18 protein-coding genes are annotated in these 16,030 nt (G+C 67.3%); 9 read left to right on the forward strand and 9 right to left on the reverse strand.

Features of this window, described 5'->3' with window-relative positions; translation table 11 throughout:
- Nucleotides 1–10: 10 nt before the first annotated feature.
- The gene (gene rbpA, locus AU185_RS04240) at nt 11–346 is read right to left on the reverse strand and encodes an RNA polymerase-binding protein RbpA (protein WP_059102195.1); all 336 of its coding nucleotides are present in this window, start codon (nt 344–346) and stop codon (nt 11–13) included.
- A 137-nt stretch (nt 347–483) separates the two neighbouring features.
- Here rbpA and AU185_RS04245 point away from each other — a divergent pair, with 137 nt between their 5' ends.
- The 5 genes from AU185_RS04245 (at nt 484) to AU185_RS04265 (ending at nt 4,791) form a co-directional block, all read left to right on the forward strand.
- A complete protein-coding gene (locus AU185_RS04245) occupies nt 484–813 on the forward strand; it encodes a hypothetical protein (RefSeq protein WP_082683739.1) in 330 nt (109 codons plus the stop codon).
- A gap of 281 nt (nt 814–1,094) precedes the next feature.
- Nucleotides 1,095–1,916: an ABC transporter permease gene (locus tag AU185_RS04250; RefSeq protein WP_059102197.1), complete on the forward strand. Its 822-nt coding sequence runs from the start codon at nt 1,095–1,097 to the stop codon at nt 1,914–1,916.
- Nucleotides 1,913–2,635 (forward strand): ABC transporter ATP-binding protein, encoded by a 723-nt coding sequence (locus AU185_RS04255; protein WP_059102198.1) that lies wholly within the window; start codon nt 1,913–1,915, stop codon nt 2,633–2,635. Before AU185_RS04250 ends, AU185_RS04255 begins: the two co-directional genes overlap by 4 nt.
- Before the next feature lie 26 nt (nt 2,636–2,661).
- A complete protein-coding gene (locus AU185_RS04260) occupies nt 2,662–3,675 on the forward strand; it encodes an ABC transporter substrate-binding protein (RefSeq protein WP_059102199.1) in 1,014 nt (337 codons plus the stop codon).
- Nucleotides 3,676–3,693: 18 nt separating this feature from the next.
- Complete coding sequence (locus AU185_RS04265; RefSeq protein WP_059102322.1) at nt 3,694–4,791, forward strand: LLM class flavin-dependent oxidoreductase; 1,098 nt, start codon at nt 3,694–3,696, stop codon at nt 4,789–4,791.
- Nucleotides 4,792–4,816: 25 nt separating this feature from the next.
- On the opposite strand, the gene AU185_RS04270 is transcribed toward AU185_RS04265, so the two are convergent.
- Nucleotides 4,817–5,500 (reverse strand): hypothetical protein, encoded by a 684-nt coding sequence (locus AU185_RS04270; RefSeq protein ID WP_059102200.1) that lies wholly within the window; start codon nt 5,498–5,500, stop codon nt 4,817–4,819.
- Nucleotides 5,501–5,571: 71 nt separating this feature from the next.
- Here AU185_RS04270 and AU185_RS04275 point away from each other — a divergent pair, with 71 nt between their 5' ends.
- The gene (locus tag AU185_RS04275) at nt 5,572–7,092 is read left to right on the forward strand and encodes a carboxylesterase/lipase family protein (protein ID WP_059102323.1); all 1,521 of its coding nucleotides are present in this window, start codon (nt 5,572–5,574) and stop codon (nt 7,090–7,092) included.
- A 39-nt stretch (nt 7,093–7,131) separates the two neighbouring features.
- Nucleotides 7,132–9,084, forward strand: coding sequence for a DUF7064 domain-containing protein (locus AU185_RS04280; RefSeq protein WP_059102201.1), 1,953 nt, complete (start codon nt 7,132–7,134; stop codon nt 9,082–9,084).
- Between the two features lie 30 nt (nt 9,085–9,114).
- On the opposite strand, the gene AU185_RS04285 is transcribed toward AU185_RS04280, so the two are convergent.
- The 3 genes from AU185_RS04285 to AU185_RS04295 form a co-directional block, all read right to left on the reverse strand.
- The gene (locus AU185_RS04285) at nt 9,115–9,441 is read right to left on the reverse strand and encodes a YnfA family protein (RefSeq protein WP_059102202.1); all 327 of its coding nucleotides are present in this window, start codon (nt 9,439–9,441) and stop codon (nt 9,115–9,117) included.
- Nucleotides 9,442–9,529: 88 nt separating this feature from the next.
- Nucleotides 9,530–10,414 (reverse strand): SCO6745 family protein, encoded by an 885-nt coding sequence (locus AU185_RS04290; RefSeq protein ID WP_059102203.1) that lies wholly within the window; start codon nt 10,412–10,414, stop codon nt 9,530–9,532.
- 66 nt (nt 10,415–10,480) lie between these two features.
- The gene (locus AU185_RS04295) at nt 10,481–11,197 is read right to left on the reverse strand and encodes a FadR/GntR family transcriptional regulator (RefSeq protein ID WP_059102204.1); all 717 of its coding nucleotides are present in this window, start codon (nt 11,195–11,197) and stop codon (nt 10,481–10,483) included.
- Between the two features lie 123 nt (nt 11,198–11,320).
- Between AU185_RS04295 and AU185_RS04300 the strand changes: the two genes are divergently transcribed.
- Nucleotides 11,321–11,833, forward strand: coding sequence for a gluconokinase (locus AU185_RS04300; RefSeq protein WP_059102205.1), 513 nt, complete (start codon nt 11,321–11,323; stop codon nt 11,831–11,833).
- Nucleotides 11,833–13,284: a GntP family permease gene (locus AU185_RS04305; RefSeq protein ID WP_059102206.1), complete on the forward strand. Its 1,452-nt coding sequence runs from the start codon at nt 11,833–11,835 to the stop codon at nt 13,282–13,284. Before AU185_RS04300 ends, AU185_RS04305 begins: the two co-directional genes overlap by 1 nt.
- Before the next feature lie 15 nt (nt 13,285–13,299).
- Here AU185_RS04305 and AU185_RS04310 read toward each other — a convergent pair whose 3' ends face one another.
- The 4 genes from AU185_RS04310 to AU185_RS04325 form a co-directional block, all read right to left on the reverse strand.
- Nucleotides 13,300–13,776 carry an RDD family protein gene (locus AU185_RS04310; RefSeq protein WP_059102207.1) on the reverse strand — a complete coding sequence of 159 codons (477 nt, stop codon included), beginning with the start codon at nt 13,774–13,776 and terminating at the stop codon, nt 13,300–13,302.
- 62 nt (nt 13,777–13,838) lie between these two features.
- Nucleotides 13,839–14,768, reverse strand: coding sequence for a DoxX family protein (locus tag AU185_RS04315; protein WP_059102208.1), 930 nt, complete (start codon nt 14,766–14,768; stop codon nt 13,839–13,841).
- Nucleotides 14,769–14,804: 36 nt separating this feature from the next.
- A complete protein-coding gene (locus tag AU185_RS04320) occupies nt 14,805–15,311 on the reverse strand; it encodes a DUF6328 family protein (RefSeq protein ID WP_059102209.1) in 507 nt (168 codons plus the stop codon).
- 76 nt (nt 15,312–15,387) lie between these two features.
- Entirely contained in the window at nt 15,388–16,005 is a 618-nt protein-coding gene (locus tag AU185_RS04325; RefSeq protein WP_059102210.1) for a PaaI family thioesterase, read from the reverse strand.
- Nucleotides 16,006–16,030: the final 25 nt, after the last annotated feature.

The raw sequence follows: 16,030 nt of genomic DNA on the forward strand, positions 1-16,030 counted from the left end.
TCGCCGAAGGTCAGCCCCGGCGGCGGGCCTTGATGATGTCGAGCCGCTCCTTGAGAAGCTCCTCGAGCTCCTCGACCGACCGGCGCTCCAGCAGCATGTCCCAGTGCGTCCGCGGCGGCTTGGTCTTCTTCGGCTCCGGGGCGTCACCCTCGATGAGGGTGCCCTCCATGCCGTTGCGGCACAGCCAGGTGTGGGGAATCTCGGCGTCGTCGGCGAACGGGACGTCGAACTCCTCACCGTTGTCGGTGCGGTAGCGCGCGACCTGACGCGGCGCCAAGTCGTGGTTGCGGTCGGTCTCGTAGCTCACGGCTCCGAGGCGACTTCCCCTCAAGACACGATCAGCCATCGTCAAACACTCCTCGATCAGCGCGTAAAGATCCGGACAAACAACGCAGCAACACGCTGTGAAGTTCCCGACTCGACCGTCCATGCTACCGGGAATCGCCGGAGGCCGGGATTACAGTCACGGCCGTGGCACCCGGGATCAAGAAGCGTCTACGCCCCCAATCATGTCGCTGGTGCGGCCGTGTGGTCGATGACGTGGGGTTGGGCAGGCGCCGGCAGTACTGCAGGCAGTCGTGCCGGCAACGCGCATACGAGCAGCGCAGCCTGATCAAGGGCACCTCGCTGGCCCCCGACGCGGTCGTCCTCAGCCCCGAGGAGGCCGCCGAACTCTCCGACCGGGTCTACCAGGTCAGATGCGCCGCCGAAGACGTCGCGATCGCGGTCGAGGAAGGCGCCGACACCGGCGAATTGCGGGAGCTGTGCGACGCGCTGATACAGGCTGCCAAGGCCGCCGACGGTTGGCGATGACCAATCGGCCGCCCTGGTAGTCCACCGCGCCTTCGAACCGCCGGGTGGCTCGATCAGGGCTGGGCGGAAATCCCGAGCAAGTTGTGACCGCAGGGTTTGGGCGGGCAACCCTGACTACTCGGGCACCGACGACGGCGGCGGCAACAAAGCAGTGGCGGAAGAAGGACCCGCTACCAGAGGGGCACGCACCGCCCGCGTAGTTACCGGCGGGGCCGCGTCTTTCCCTCAGCCCGAATGAAAACCTTCAGGCCCGATGCTGCCGCACGTAGCGTCGAGCCACCGTGACCAGTCCAGTAGATCTCGCTGCGCCCAGCGCGCCCGTTGCCCCCGTTCCATCGCCGAATCCCGGCTGGCGGCAACGGAAATGGGATGCGATCAGGCTCGCCTCACCGGTGGTACTGCTGGCGCTGTGGCAATTGGGTAGCGCCGTCGGGTGGATCCCGCAGGACGTGTTGCCGGCGCCGTCGCTCATCCTCGAGGCGGGTGTCGAGTTGCTCCGTAACGGACAACTGGGCGATGCACTGCACGTCTCGGGTATCCGGGTGCTCGAGGGCCTGATACTCGGCGGTGTCGTCGGAGTCGCGCTGGGCACGGCTGTCGGGCTGTCCCGCTGGGTCGAAGCGAGCATCGATCCACCGATGCAGATGATCAGGGCGCTGCCGCATCTCGGTCTGATCCCGCTGTTCATCCTGTGGTTCGGCATCGGCGAACTGCCCAAGGTGCTGCTGGTCGCGCTGGGGGTCAGCTTCCCGCTCTACCTGAACACCTTCTCAGCCATCCGCCAGGTCGACCCGAAACTGTTCGAAACCGCTCAGGTTCTGGGCTTTTCGTTGTGGCAGCGGTTCCGCCGCATCATCGTGCCGAGCGCGGCGCCGCAGGTGCTCGTCGGTTTCCGGCAGTCGCTGGCGATCGCCTGGCTGACGCTGATCGTCGCCGAACAGATCAACGCGGACAGCGGAATCGGGTTCTTGATCAACAACGCTCGCGACTTCCTCCGGATCGACATCATCATCTTCGGCCTGATCGTGTACGCGCTGCTCGGCATCGGCACCGACGGGATCGTCCGCACACTCGAACGACGCGCATTGAGGTACCGCTCATGACATTGACCGCCGCACGAGAACTGGACACCGCGGGCGAACTGCGGCACGTCAACAAGTGGTACGGCGACCATCACGTGCTCGTCGACGTGTCGCTCCGCATCGGCCGCGGCGAGATCGTCGCGCTGATCGGCCGCAGCGGATCCGGTAAGTCGACCGTGCTGCGGGTGCTCGCCGGTCTGTCGACCGGACACACCGGGGAACGAGCCGTGCCGGAGGCACCGGCGTTGGCGTTCCAAGAGCCGCGGCTCCTCCCGTGGCGCAGCGTGCGCACCAACGTGGTCTACGGGCTCACCCGCAGCGGACTGCGCAACGCCGAAGCCCATGCGCGGGCCGAGCGGGCGCTGGCCGACGTGGGCCTCGCCGACCGGGCCGACGCGTGGCCGCTGACACTGTCAGGCGGTCAGGCACAACGGGTTTCACTTGCCCGCGCGTTGGTCGCCGAGCCGGCGCTGTTGCTGCTCGACGAGCCCTTCGGCGCACTGGACGCGTTGACCCGGTTGAGCATGCGGCAGCTGTTGCTCGATCTGTGGCGTGAGCACGGCTTCGGGGTCCTGCTTGTCACTCACGATGTCGACGAAGCCGTCGCGCTCGCCGACCGTGTCCTCGTCCTCGACGAGGGCCGGGTCGTGCACACCCTGCAGATCGCCGACCCGCGCACGTCCATCGGTGCAGACAACCACCGCATCGAACTGCTCGACCAGCTCGGCGTGCAGAGCTGAACCACCTGCAACCGAGAGGAATTGCCATGCCCAGAGTCATCGCTGCACTCGTACTGCTCGGCGTGCTGCTCACCGGGTGCGTGTCGCGGGAGGAAAGCCCGGTGGCCCAGGAGGCGCCGGCCACCGTGCCGCTGTCCGAACTCGCCGGAGTCACACTCAACGTCGGCGACCAGAAGGGCGGCACCGAGGCGCTGCTACGCGCATCCGGAGCGCTCGACGGTCTGCCGTACGAGATCAACTTCTCGACGTTCACGTCCGGGCCACCGCAGATCGAGGCCGCCACCGCGGGCAAGATCGATTTCGCGATCACCGGTAACACTCCGCCGATCTTCGGTGCCGCCTCCAACGCCAAGGTCAAAGTGGTGTCGGCCTACGACGGCGGTGGATACGGCGACCAGATCCTGGTCCACGTCGACGCGCCCATCCAACGCGTAGCAGACCTGCGCGGTAGGAGCATCGCCGTCGCCAAAGGCAGTTCGGCGCACGGACATACGTTGGTTCAGCTCAATCGCGCAGGGCTGAGCGTGTCCGACGTGAAACTGGTGTTCCTACAGCCCGCCGACGCGTTGTCGGCGTTCACCCAGCGCCGCGTCGACGTGTGGGCGGTATGGGATCCCTACACCGCTGCGGCGGAGACCGATCACGCGGTGCGCAGCATCGCCCGTGCCACCGGCATCACCAACGGCGCGGGGTTCGGCGTCGCGTCCGAAGCCGCGTTGGCGGACCCGAAGCGCAACACCGCATTGAGCGATCTGCTGCAGCGGTACGCCAAGGCGGTTCGGTGGGCCAACGATCACCGCGAACAGTGGGCGAAGCGCTACGGCGAGGAGGTCGGTCTCGATCCCGCGGTCGCCGCGCTGGCGCAGGGCCGCAGCCTGCGGTTGCCCACCGATTTGTCAGACGGGTTGATCGCATCGGAGCAGGAGATGGCCGACCTGTTCGCGGAGTCCGAACAGATCGCGGCCGCACCGGACTTCGCGCGGTGGGTCGACCGCCGCTACACCGATGTGCTCAAGCCCCTGTACCTGGATCGCAATTAATCGCAATTAGGAGTGTCGTTGTCAAGCCCCGCCAAGTTCTTCTGGTTCCTGCCCACCAGCGGCGACAGCCGTTCCATCGTCGGCTCGTCGCACGCGTCGTCGCAGCAGACCGTGCCCGCCAACTACCGGCCGCCGACGCGGCGCTACCTGGCCGAGGTGGCCCGCGCCGCCGACCGCCTCGGCTACGAAGGAGTGCTCACGCCAACCGGAACCTGGTGCGAGGACGCCTGGTTGACCGCCTCGGCCCTGCTCGCCGAGACCGAGCGACTGAAGTTTCTGGTCGCATTCCGGCCGGGGCTGACACCGCCCACACTCGCCGCGCAGCAGGCCGCGACGCTGCAGCGGTTCTCAGAGGGTCGTGTGCTGCTCAACATCGTCACCGGCGGCGACAACCTCGAGCAGCGCCGCTTCGGCGACTGGCTCGACCACGACGAGCGCTACGCACGGACGGGGGAGTTCCTCCACATCGTCGACTCCGTCTGGCGTCAACCCTCGGTCGATTTCGAGGGCGAGTACTACACCGTCGCCGACGCACGGGTGTGGGCGCCGCCGGACCCACTGCCGCAGATCTACTTCGGCGGGTCCTCACCCGCCGCGATGCCGATCGCCGCACGGTACGTCGACGTGTACCTGACCTGGGGCGAGCCGCCACAAGCCGCGGCGGCGAAGATCGCCCGCGTCCGCAAGCTGGCCGAGGATCGGGGCCGCACCGTGCGATTCGGAATCCGGTTGCACACCATCAGTCGCGACACGTCGGAGGCTGCGTGGGCGGCCGCCGACGAGCTGCTCGCCGGGCTGAGCCCGGAGCAGATCGCCAAAGCCACTGAATTGCATGCGAAATCGGAGTCCGAGGGGCAGCGACGGATGACCGCCCTGCACGGCGGCCGGATCGACCAGCTGGAGATCTACCCGAACTTGTGGGCCGGCGTCGGGCTGGTCCGCGGCGGTGCCGGCACGGCACTGGTCGGCAGTCATGAGGATGTCGCCAACCTCATCTACGAGTATTACTCGCTTGGCTTTGACGAATTCATTCTGTCGGGCTACCCGCACCTGGAGGAGGCGTACTGGTTCGCCGAAGGTGTGCTGCCGTTGCTGAAGCAGAAGGGCGTGGCCTGATCAGTGCGGCGTGAGGCCCCGCCGGTCAGCAGCTGAACTTCTCGCCGGTCTGCGGGGGCGCGGTGACCGGTTGCAGGCAGCCGAACGGTTCGATGCCGGCGTCGCTGAACTTCACTGCGGACCGGTTCGCGTAATTGACGCAGAACAGCCCGACGGGATCGGCACGGCAGCGGTAGTTGCCGAACGCCAAGGTCTGGCCGTACGGCAGCTCGGGACCCTGACCGGCGGTGAACCGACCCGGATCGCCGTGCACGGATCCGACTGTCAGGCTGCTGCCGTCGTAGTCGACCCAGCCGCCCTTCCACTCACCGTAGGCGTCCGCCGGCCGCGGCGGCGGGTCGAGCAAATCCACCAGGCACGCCAGGGCGCCTTCGCTGTAGTCGGCGTCGGTCATGCAGCTGGTCTTGCCGGACGGCGTCGTGAACGCGACATCGTCGCCGAGCTGTGTGGTCTGGCCGTCGCGGGTGGCCGCATGGTACTGCGCGTCATCGGCAGGTTCGCCGGCCTCGATCCAGGCGATGACGGCCCCGACCGGCGCGCCGGGTGCGGGCGGAGCGACGGGCTTGGTCGTGCTCGGCGTGGTCGTGGTGACCGAGGGTGAACTCGCCGAGGGGTCCGGCGGAATCGGCTCGATTCGTTCGGCCTCCCCGCCGGTCGTCGAGGAACATCCCGCTACGAGCACAGACGCGATCAGCACAGCCATTCGCATACGGCCAGGCTAGCGGTCCGACACGCAATCCATGACCAGGCGCGGCGGAAGAGCATTGCTACCGTCGGGTGATGCACGAACACACTGTCCGCGCAACGATCTCCTCCGGCACGGTCGAGGGTTTCACCCGCGATGGGGTGAACCGGTGGCGAGCCATTCCCTATGCCCGCCCGCCGGTGGGTCCGCTGCGACTGCGCGCCCCCCAGCCCGTGCTGCCGTGGCGCGGCGTGCGGTATTGCCACGGATACGGCAACTGTGCGCCGCAGCAACGCATGTACACGATGCTGGCGCCCGGCAAGTACCAGCCGATGAGCGAGGACTGCCTGACGCTCAACGTGGTGAGCCCGAAGAAGCGGTCGGGGGCGGCCCGAAAGTCGGCACTGCCGGTCATGGTCTTCATTCATGGTGGCGGTTACTTCATGGGCAGTTCGGCCACGCCGATCTACGACGGTGCGGCGTTGGCACGCAACGGTTGTGTCTACATCTCGGTCAACTACCGGTTGGGTGCGCTCGGCTGCCTGGACCTTTCGTCGTTGTCCAACAAGGACGTCACGTTCGACGACAACCTGTACCTGCGCGACCTGGCGATGGCGTTGCGCTGGGTCCGCGACAACATCGCGGTGTTCGGCGGCGACCCCGAGAAGGTGACGATCTTCGGCGAGAGCGCCGGTGCGCACGCCGTGGCCACGTTGCTCGCCGTACCCGCGGCCAAAGGGCTGTTCGCCCATGCGATTTCGGAGAGCCCGGCCGCGGGAATGGTCCGCACCCCGGAGGTGGCGGCCCAATACGCGACGAGGTTCGCGGCGCTACTCGGGGCGGGGGAGCACGACGGCGCCGACGCGGTGATGGCGGCTCGCCCGGCCGACCTGGTGACCGCGTTCGAACGGCTCGTCAGACAGGGGCAGCGCGAGATGCTGGGAGCTTTCGCTGCGGGGCCCACCAGCGGCACCGACTATCTGCCGCTGGACCCGATCGAGGCGATGCGCAGTGGGACGGCGCACCGGGTGCCGCTGATCGTCGGGACGAACGCCGAGGAGGCGCGGCTGTTCGGCCGCTTCCTCAAGCTGCTGCCGATGTCGGAGCCGATGATCGAGCGGCTGCTCGCCGAAACCGAACCCGAAGAGCGCGAACGGATCACAGCGGCGTATCCGGGATATCCGGATCAGAGCGCGTGCATCCAATTCGGCGGCGACTTCGCATTCGGCTCGGCCGCATGGCAGATCGCCGAGGCACACAGCCGCCATGCCCCGACCTACCTGTACCGCTACGACTACGCGCCGCGCCCCCTGCGTTGGTCGGGGCTCGGCGCCACGCACGCCACCGAACTGCTGGCCGTTTTCGACGTGTACCGCACGAAGTTCGGTCGACTGCTCACCGCGGTCGGCGATCGCCGCACCGCGCTGCGCGTCAGCGATGACGTGCAGCACCGTTGGCGCGAGTTCGCCCGCACCGGGATTCCCGGCGCCGACTGGCCTGCCTACACCACCGCCGACCGTGCTGTGCGAGTGTTTGATCAGCGTCCGCGCATCGAGTACGACCCCCATGCCGCCCGCAGGGAAGCGTGGGAAGGCTTCTCGCTGGCCGCGCGATAAGTGGTGGCCCGCCGGGCCCCTGTCACACGGAGGTGACCAGTGCCCACGACAGTCGTCGAGCGTCCCGCAGACCTGACCGCCGAATGGCTGACGTCGTCGCTCGGCGTACCGGTCGCGGACTTCTACTACGAGCGCATTGGCACCGGCCAGATGAGCGAGTGCTACCGCGTCGCACTGACGTATTCGGGCGGCGACGACGGACCGGCGTCGGTGGTGCTCAAGGTCGCCGCCAGTGACCCGGTCAGCAGGCAGACCGGGTTGGCGCTCGGCCTCTACGAACGCGAGGTGCGGTTCTACACCGACATCGCGCCGCGCATCGGCGGACCGGTCGCGCCGTGCTTCTCGTCCGCCTTCAACGCCGACACCGGCGCGTTCCATCTCCTGCTCGGCGACGCGGGGCCTGCGATCGTCGGCGACGAAATCCGCGGCGCTGCAGCCGAACAGGCGATGCTGGCGCTGGCCGAACTCGGCCGCTTGCACGGCCCGCTGCTCGGCGACGCGGCGGCGGCCAGCGCCGACTGGCTCAACCGTGACGCACCGGTCGACCAGGCGCTGATCTCTGGGCTGTACGCCGCGTTCGCGGAGCGCTACGCCGACAAGATCGCGCCCGAGCACCGCCTGGTGTGCGAACGGTTGGTCGGCAGCTTCGACGCGTATCTCGACGCGGAGGCCGCGGCCGACCGGGTCAAAGGACTCGTGCACGGCGACTACCGCCTCGACAACATGCTGTTCGGGCAACCCGGCGCGGACCGTCCGCTCACCGTGGTGGATTGGCAGACCGTCACATGGGGGCCGGCGATGACGGACGTCGCATACTTCCTGGGTTGCGCGCTGCCTGTCGACCTGCGTCGCGAGCACTACGACGCGCTGCTGGTCGCCTACCACCGGGCGCTCGGGCCGGACGCGCCCATCAGTCTCGACGACGTCCGCGACGGCGTGCGCAGGCAGAGTTTCTTCGGAGTGATGATGGCGATCATCTCCTCGATGCTGGTTGAGCGGACCGACCGTGGCGACGAGATGTTCATGACCATGCTGAAGCGCCATTGCGAGCACGTTCTCGACGTCAACGCGCTGAGCGTGTTGCCCGAACCCGTTGCCCCCGAGCCGCTTTGCCCGTCGGTGGAAGACGAAGGCGAACATCCCGCCGGTGACGAGCCGCTGTGGAACGAAAGCTGGTACTTCGACTTCGTCGACCCGCAGCAGGAGATCGGAGGATGGGTGCGGCTCGGGCTGTACCCGAACCTGAAGACGTCCTGGGTCAACAGCTTGGTGTGCGGTCCGGGTATGCCGACCTACGCCCTGCTCGACTTCGAGGACACCGGTGCCATCGAGCTGGTACTCACGGCCACCGAACCGCTGAAGACCTACCGCGTCACCATGCGTGGACGCGGTCACGCGCACGACGATCCGGCGGCACTGCTGCGTGACGAGCCGGGCAGACCGGTCGATGTGTCGATGGAACTGCAGTGGACGACGGCGGGAACGCCGTATCTGTACCGGATGACCCCGCGATACGAGATTCCGTGCACGGTGTCGGGCTCCGTTCGGGTCGACGGCCGCGAGTTCACGTTCACCGACGTGCCGGGGCAGCGCGACCACTCCTGGGGTGTGCGCGACTGGTGGGCGATGGACTGGGTGTGGAGCGCGTTGCACCTCGACGACGGCACCCACCTGCACGGCGTCGACATCCGCATTCCCGGTGCGCCGCCGCTCGGAATCGGTTACGTGCAAGCGCCCGACGAGCCGTTGACCGAGCTGCAGACGGTCGCGGCGCGAGAGACGTTCGCCGACAACGGTTTACCGGTGCAGACAGCGCTCACGCTCACGCCCGGGGACGTCACGGCGACGGTCGAGGTCCGCGGTCACGCGCCCGTTCTGTTGACCTCGCCGGACGGTCGGATCAGCCATTTCCCGCGCGCCTGGGCCACGGTGACGACAGCCGACGGCCGTACGGGCGTCGGCTGGCTGGAGTGGAACCGCAACCAACCGTAGGAGACCTGACCGTTCTGCCGCGAGCATGAGTTACCGCGGCGCGTACATGATCAGGCCCACCCCGACGAGGCAGATCAGGGCGCCGGTAACGTCCCATCGGTCGGGCCGGAACCCGTCGGCGACCATGCCCCAGGCGAGCGAACCGGCGATGAAGACGCCGCCGTAGGCCGCCAACACCCGGCCGAAGTGGGCGTCGGGCTGAAACGCGGCGACGAAACCGTAAGCGCCGAGCGCCATCACGCCCGCGCCGATCCACCACCAGCCGCGGTGCTCGCGCACCCCCTGCCACACCAGCCACGCGCCGCCGATCTCGAGCACCGCGGCGAGGACGAACAGCACCACCGATTTGAGCACCATCACGACACTCAGCGTGCCGTGAACGTGCTCAAAATGCTGGCAGACCGTGGCATGTCGTGCGCAAACACACACGCTCGCGGACAAGAAATCAGCTCAGGTGGGCGCTGTCGTCGTCGAGGTCATCGCGGCTGAGGCCCATCGGCGTCGCGGCCGGGAGGTCGCCGCCGGCGATCACCTTGCGGGTGATCGGAGTCAATGCCCGAAACAGTGTCTCGACCTCGCCATCGTCCAAGGCGTCCAACGCAGGCAGCGCAAGTCTGTCGGTGCTGTCCTCGATCCGCTGCTTGAGGTCGCGGCCTGAATCGGTGAGGCCGCCGTCGTGGAGGAGTCCGCGGCTCGCAAGCCGGCCCTCGTAGAAGCGCCACTGTTCGTCGTCGTAGTCGCGGCTGCGCATGATCATCTCCGTGGGCACCCGGCCTGCCGCGGCGTGCATGACATTGCTTTCGCGACCCGATATTCCATGGGCCACGAGCGCCGCGACGTGGCCGTCGCCGCGCTGTTCCCGCAGCAACGTGGTCGCATGCCAGAGCTTGGCCAACGGCTCGTCCGGCCACGGCAGCGCGGCATTGGCGGCGAACAGGACGCGGCCGTCCAGCGAGGCGTTACGCGCCGCCTTTGTCGCCAGATCCGCCGCAACGGCCACGTCGTCGCCGTCCCCCACGCCGTACCGCTTCAGCGCCGCAACAGCGGAATCCAGTCGAGCGCGCAGCGCGTCGGCCGGCGCAGCGACGTCCCAGACCGCGGGCAAGGCTTTGGCAACGCGGTGGGGGGCGAAGTTGTAGAAAGCCGCCGCCACCACTTCGGCGGGCACCACCCCGAACGGTGCCGACCGGGCCGCGAAGTATCCCATCCAGAACCCCTTGTAGCCCAGCAAGTCGAGCGCGGCGCGAGCCTCAGGAGCGAAATAGGTGACGGCGTGCACGGGTTCGAGTCGCTCGAAGAATCGGCGCGCCAGGGTTGGTTGCCTGTCCACCTCAGAAGTTAACCACGATCCCCGCCGCCGGGCCGCTGAAGACGGCGCCGGCATGCGGCATGCGGTCTAGCTCGGCTCTGAAACCTCTTCGGATACAGCTGAACTCGCCTCGTCGATGATGGCGCGCATCGCCTTCTCGGCGGCTAATTCGTCGCGCATCCTGATCGCTCGTGCGACCTCGTCATGCAGGTCGATGGCGGCCGGGTTCGGTGTCGCGGGCATCATGCCGTGATGCGTCCGCCCGGTGAGTACCTCGGCGACCACGCCGTCCAGCGCACGGAACATCTCGTTCCCGCTGGCCTCCAGCAAGGTCCGGTGAAACAGCTTGTCGGCCTCCAGATAGGCGTCGAGGTCACCGGCCCGCCCGTGCATCACCATGTCGGAAACGGCTGCCGCCATGATGCGGCAGTGATCGGGATCGGCCCGCCGCGCGGCCAACGCCGCCGCGGCAGGTTCGAAGCCGCGGCGCAGCTCGGAGAGCGAAACCAGTTGAGCGGCACGATCGCCGGCATCCAACCGCCAGCGGATCAATCGGGGGTCGAAGACGTTCCACTTCTGGGCGGGCTGAATCGTGATGCCGACCCTGCGCCGCGATTCCACCATGCCCATCGACTCGAGCACGCGGATCGCCTCGCGCGCGACGCTGCGTGACAACCCGTGCCGCGCGCTTACTCCGTCGAGGGTGAGCACCGCCCCGGCTGGATACTCTCCGGAAACGATCGCCGTCCCGAGCGCAGTGAGCAGACCGCCGTGCAACGCGCCGACGATTGGTTCAGACGCCACGCATACATCTTTTCATAGGTTTACCTACCAGGCTAAAGACATATCTTTGTGTAACCCTATTGCAATAGTATGCCTTTTAAGGCATGCTGTGTGACGCCAAACACAAGTTGAGTAGGTGGAGGAATGGCCTCACCAATCGTCGTCATGGGCGTCTCGGGCTCCGGAAAGTCGACTGTGGGCGCCGCGCTGGCGCAGCGCCTGCGGGTTCCGTTCGCCGACGCGGACGACTTCCATCCGCCGGCGAACGTCGCGAAGATGACCGCCGGTGAACCGCTGAACGACGACGACCGCTACCCGTGGCTGGAAGCGATCGGTCAATGGTTGGCCGAGCGGTGCGCCACCGGCGGGGTGATGAGCTGCTCGGCGCTCAAGCGCAAATACCGCGATCAGTTGCGACGGCACTGCCCCGGCATCGAAATGCTGCATCTGACCGGGACACCGGAGGTCATCGCGAGGCGACAGGCCAGCCGGCCCGGTCATTTCATGCCCGCCTCGCTGCTGGCCTCGCAATTCGACACACTCGAACCACTGGAACCCGATGAGCGCGGTGTCGATATCGATGTCGACCAGAGCATCGATGCCATCGTCGAAAAATTCGTGGTCTCAACCGATGTGCGCTCAACCGAGGAGAACTGATGAACGCGACGCTCACCTTGCTGGCGGCCGACACCGAGTTGCCTGAACCCGTCGCGTCGGGTTGGCAGTTGATCGCCGCGGCGCTGGCCGGTATCGCGCTCATCGTCGTGCTCATCACGGTCGCGAAGATCCACCCGTTCCTCGCGTTGATCTTCGGTGCGTTGGCCGTCGGTGTGGTCTCCGGCGTGAACATCGGCGACGTGCTCGACTCGTTCGGCGACGGTTTCGGCACCACCGCGGCCGGCGTCGGCATCCTGATCGCGTTGGGTGCGATGTTCGCCAAGCTGCTCGCCGACTCCGGAGGGGCCGATGAGATCGTGGACACGATCGTGGGACGTGCCTCGCCGAGGGCGCTTCCGTGGGCGATGGCGTTGGTGGGCGCGATCATCGGCCTGCCGATGTTCTTCGAGATCGGCGTGGTCCTACTGATGCCGGTCATCTACCTGGTGGCCAAACGGTCGGGCCTCTCGCTGATAACCATCGGAATACCTGCGCTGGCAGGCCTTTCCGCGATGCACGGGTTGGTGCCCCCACATCCGGGTCCGTTGACCGCAATCGACCTGTTGGACGCTGACCTCGGTGTCACCCTGGCTTTGGGTGTGGCCGTTGCGATTCCGACCGTGATCGTCGCGGGGCCGCTATTCGGCAAGCTCGCGGGCCGCTGGGTCGTCATCGACATCCCCGACCGGTTCGAAGCCGACGACTTCGGCGGCAACGGTGGTGGCGGCGCGCGAACTGCGCAGGCCGAAGGCGGCACCGCGACGCAGACTGCGACCCGTGTCCGGCCGAAGTTCGGTATCACCCTGTTCTCGGTGCTGCTGCCGGTTGGTCTGATGATGGGCAAGGCGCTCGCCGACATCTTCATCGACGACGAAAGCAACGTACTGCGACAGGCTTTCGACATCCTGGGCCGCCCACTGATGGCGTTGCTGATCGCCGTCATCGTCGGGATCTTCACGCTCGGCCGGGGCGCCGCGATGACCCGCGATCAGATCACCAAGTGCATCGAATCGTCGCTGCCCCCGGTCGCGGGCATCATCTTGATCGTCGCGGCCGGTGGCGGATTCAAGCAGGTGTTGGTCGATACCGGTATCGGCACCCAACTGGCCGAGTGGGCCAAGGGAGCCAATGTCTCGGTGATCCTGCTGGCGTGGGTGCTGGCCGTGTTGATCCGACTGGCGACGGGTTCGGCGACGGTTGCCACGATCACCGCGTCCTCGTTGATGCTCGGTCTGGTCGAGGGTATGAGCACCGGCCAGGTGTCGTTGGTGGTGCTGGCGGTGGGCGCGGGTTCGCTGTTCTTCTCACACGTCAACGACGCGGGCTTCTGGCTGATCAAGGAGTTCTTCGGCATGACGGTGGGGCAGACCATCAAGTCGTGGTCGATCATGGAGACCGTGCTGTCGGTGACCGGCCTGGCGCTGGTGCTGCTACTCGGGCTGGTCATCTGACGCCCCGAGTCGTCGTCAGCCCTTGACGACTTGGGTGCCGCCTGCGAGCTCATCGTGCTTGCCCTGCTTGGTCGGGCTTCCGCTGATCGTGACTGCGATGACGATGATCGCGATGACCCCCAGTAGGCCGCCGACGAACGGTATGACCGGAAGCACCGTCCAGGAATTGCGGATGGCCGACTGCGCGGCCGTCGGCTTGGACGCTCCACCGGGCCCGCGGACCCTGAGCCCAAGCACCTTCTTGCCCGGTGTCCAGCCCTGAGTGGTCTCGAATGCGAAGAAGTAGAGGAACATCAAGACCCCGGTGAACAGGCCGGTCACCATGATGTTGGAGGCGCTGTCGGTCGCGAACGCGAGCAGCCAGCTCACGATTCCGACGATGATTCCGTCGATGAGCCGGGCGAGCCAGCGCATGAGCAGGCCACCGGGCTGCCCGCTCGTCGAATAGCCGCCGTACTGGCCGGGGTCGGGTGCGAAGTTTCCGCTAGTCATTCGGGTCAATGTACCGGTGAGCGGCACCGGTCAGGGTCCCTTTGGCGCGCGCCCCGGGAGCCTCAGCGAAGCTTGCGCTGTTGCCGCTTGGCCTCTTTGCGCGCCTGCTCGGCCTGCTTCCGCGCCGTCTTGGCTTGCTTGCGCGCGGTCTCGGCGAGCTCCGCGGCACGACCACGCGCGGTCTCGGCCAGTTCCGGTGCGCGGTCCCGGGCCACATCGGCGAACTCCGAACCCCGCTCGCGCGCGGCGTCGGCGAGCACCGCTCCTCGTTTGCGCGCGACCTCGGCGATCTCCGGTCCACGTTCGCGTGCGACATCGGCCAGTTCGGCACCGCGCTTGCGTGCCAACTCGGCGATCTCCGGGCCGCGCTCGCGCGCAACCTCGGCGAGCTCGGCGCCGCGTTCGCGCGCGACGCCGGCGAGCTCGCGACCTCGTTCCGCGCCGACGTGGAGACCGTGGCCGACCTTGTCCGCGAACGCACTGTCAGAAAGTGCGCCACCTGCGGCTGCGCCGACGGGCAGCGCCGCAGTGACCGCTTCGGACACCTTGTGTGCCGCGCGTCGACCGCGCCAGCCGAGCGAGGGTTTGCCTTCGGTGTCGACTGCGGCGATGATCAGCCCGCCGATCAAGCTCACATCGGTGATGAATGCGCGGCGTTCGTCGGCTTTGCGCTGCGGGTCGGTCTCGCTCCAGAACGTATGCCCGCCAAGGCTGCCAGGCACGACGCTGAGCGCGAGCGCCGCCGAAGCCACCCGTGGCAGTTTGCCGGTGGCCAGGAGCAGTCCGCCGCCGATCTGGACGGCCGCAGTAGCCCGGGCGACCGTCTCGGCGTTGGCGGGCACGTTGGTGCCGACGGGATCGGGCAGCTTGCTCAACCCCTCGAGGGTGGGGCGTGCGGCGTCGGCCGCCGGTTTCGGGCTGCGTAAGGCCTCGACACCTCTGGCGATGAAGGCTGCTGACAGCATCGGGCGCGCGATACGTCGAATCAACATGGCGCAGGAGTTCCCAGGCGGATCGGGGCGCAAACGTCAATATGATGCGGCGTCGGAGCCACGTCGGCGTAGCGGCAGGGCGTACCAGAACAGAGCGAGCGCGACCAGTGAAACCCCACCGGCGATCCAGGCCGGGGTCCGCCCGACGACGGTGTCGAAGATGATCGTCGCCACGCCGGCGAGGGCGATACCCAGCAGGAGCATGCCGATGAGCGCGTAGGTGTGCGCCGAGGACACCAGCACTCTCATGCGGCGACGGCGGAACAGCAGCCGGTGCATGCTGACGGGGGCGATCAGCAGGATCGTCGCCCCGATCGAGCAGCCCACGGTGACCAGATACACCGTCCGCATGACGAGGTCCAGCCCGTAGAAGCGGTCGGTGAACGGCAAGATCAACAGGAAGCCGGTGAGCAGCTGGACTCCGGTCTGCGCGACCCGCAGTTCCTGCAGAAGGCTCAGCCAATTGCGGTCCAACCGTTGAGTTTCCGTCTCGTAGCGGCCGTCGTCCCCGCGCTTGTGCGCTTCGGGGTGCTCGATGTCCACAGCTGATTCTGGCAGCCTGTTCGGCGGCCGGCCCGCTGAATAGCGGTTTTCCGGTTTCGCGGTGAGCTTTGTCTGCTCATCCCACGTCGTCGCGAGCGCCTCTGCCAGGGTGAATGAAGATGCCCTCGGCCTCGACGGTGACGCCCTCGTCGTCGGCGATGTGCCCGACCGCGAAGGTCTTGACACCGTCGACGCGATCGACATGAGCCTCGGCGCGCAGCGGCCGTCCCAGCCGGGTGCCGCGACGATAGCGCAGCGTCAAAGTGCCTGTGACAGCAGGCATTCCGGGTTTATGCGCGGTGGCGCCGAGAACATGGTCGAGCAGCATCGCGCACACCCCGCCGTGTACATGTCCGGCCGGACCCTCGAAAGCCGCGCCGAGCACAAAATCCGCCCATACTGATCCATCGGCCTCATGGTGCACGATCAGCGGGGGAGCGACGGGGTTGCGCACTCCCATCACGACGTTGCCCCAGGCCATAGGCTGTCCGTCGTTGGTTTGCTCGAGGCCGAACGAGCCGGCTCGCAGCGCGGCGCTCTCGAGTTGGTTTGCGGCGCAGTCGATGTTGTCGATCGCGGTCTTGACCGTCGCCTCGTCGGCGTGCGTGCGGATGCTGACGTCGATGAGTCGACGTACCGACTGCGCGAGAGGTTCGTAGACCTCCCGCAGCTGCTCGAGGGGTGAAGTCGTCACCGCCTCAGCGTCGGCGGATCGGCGG

This window comes from Mycobacterium sp. GA-0227b, from assembly GCF_001499855.1.
Taxonomy (GTDB): Bacteria; Actinomycetota; Actinomycetes; order Mycobacteriales; family Mycobacteriaceae; genus Mycobacterium.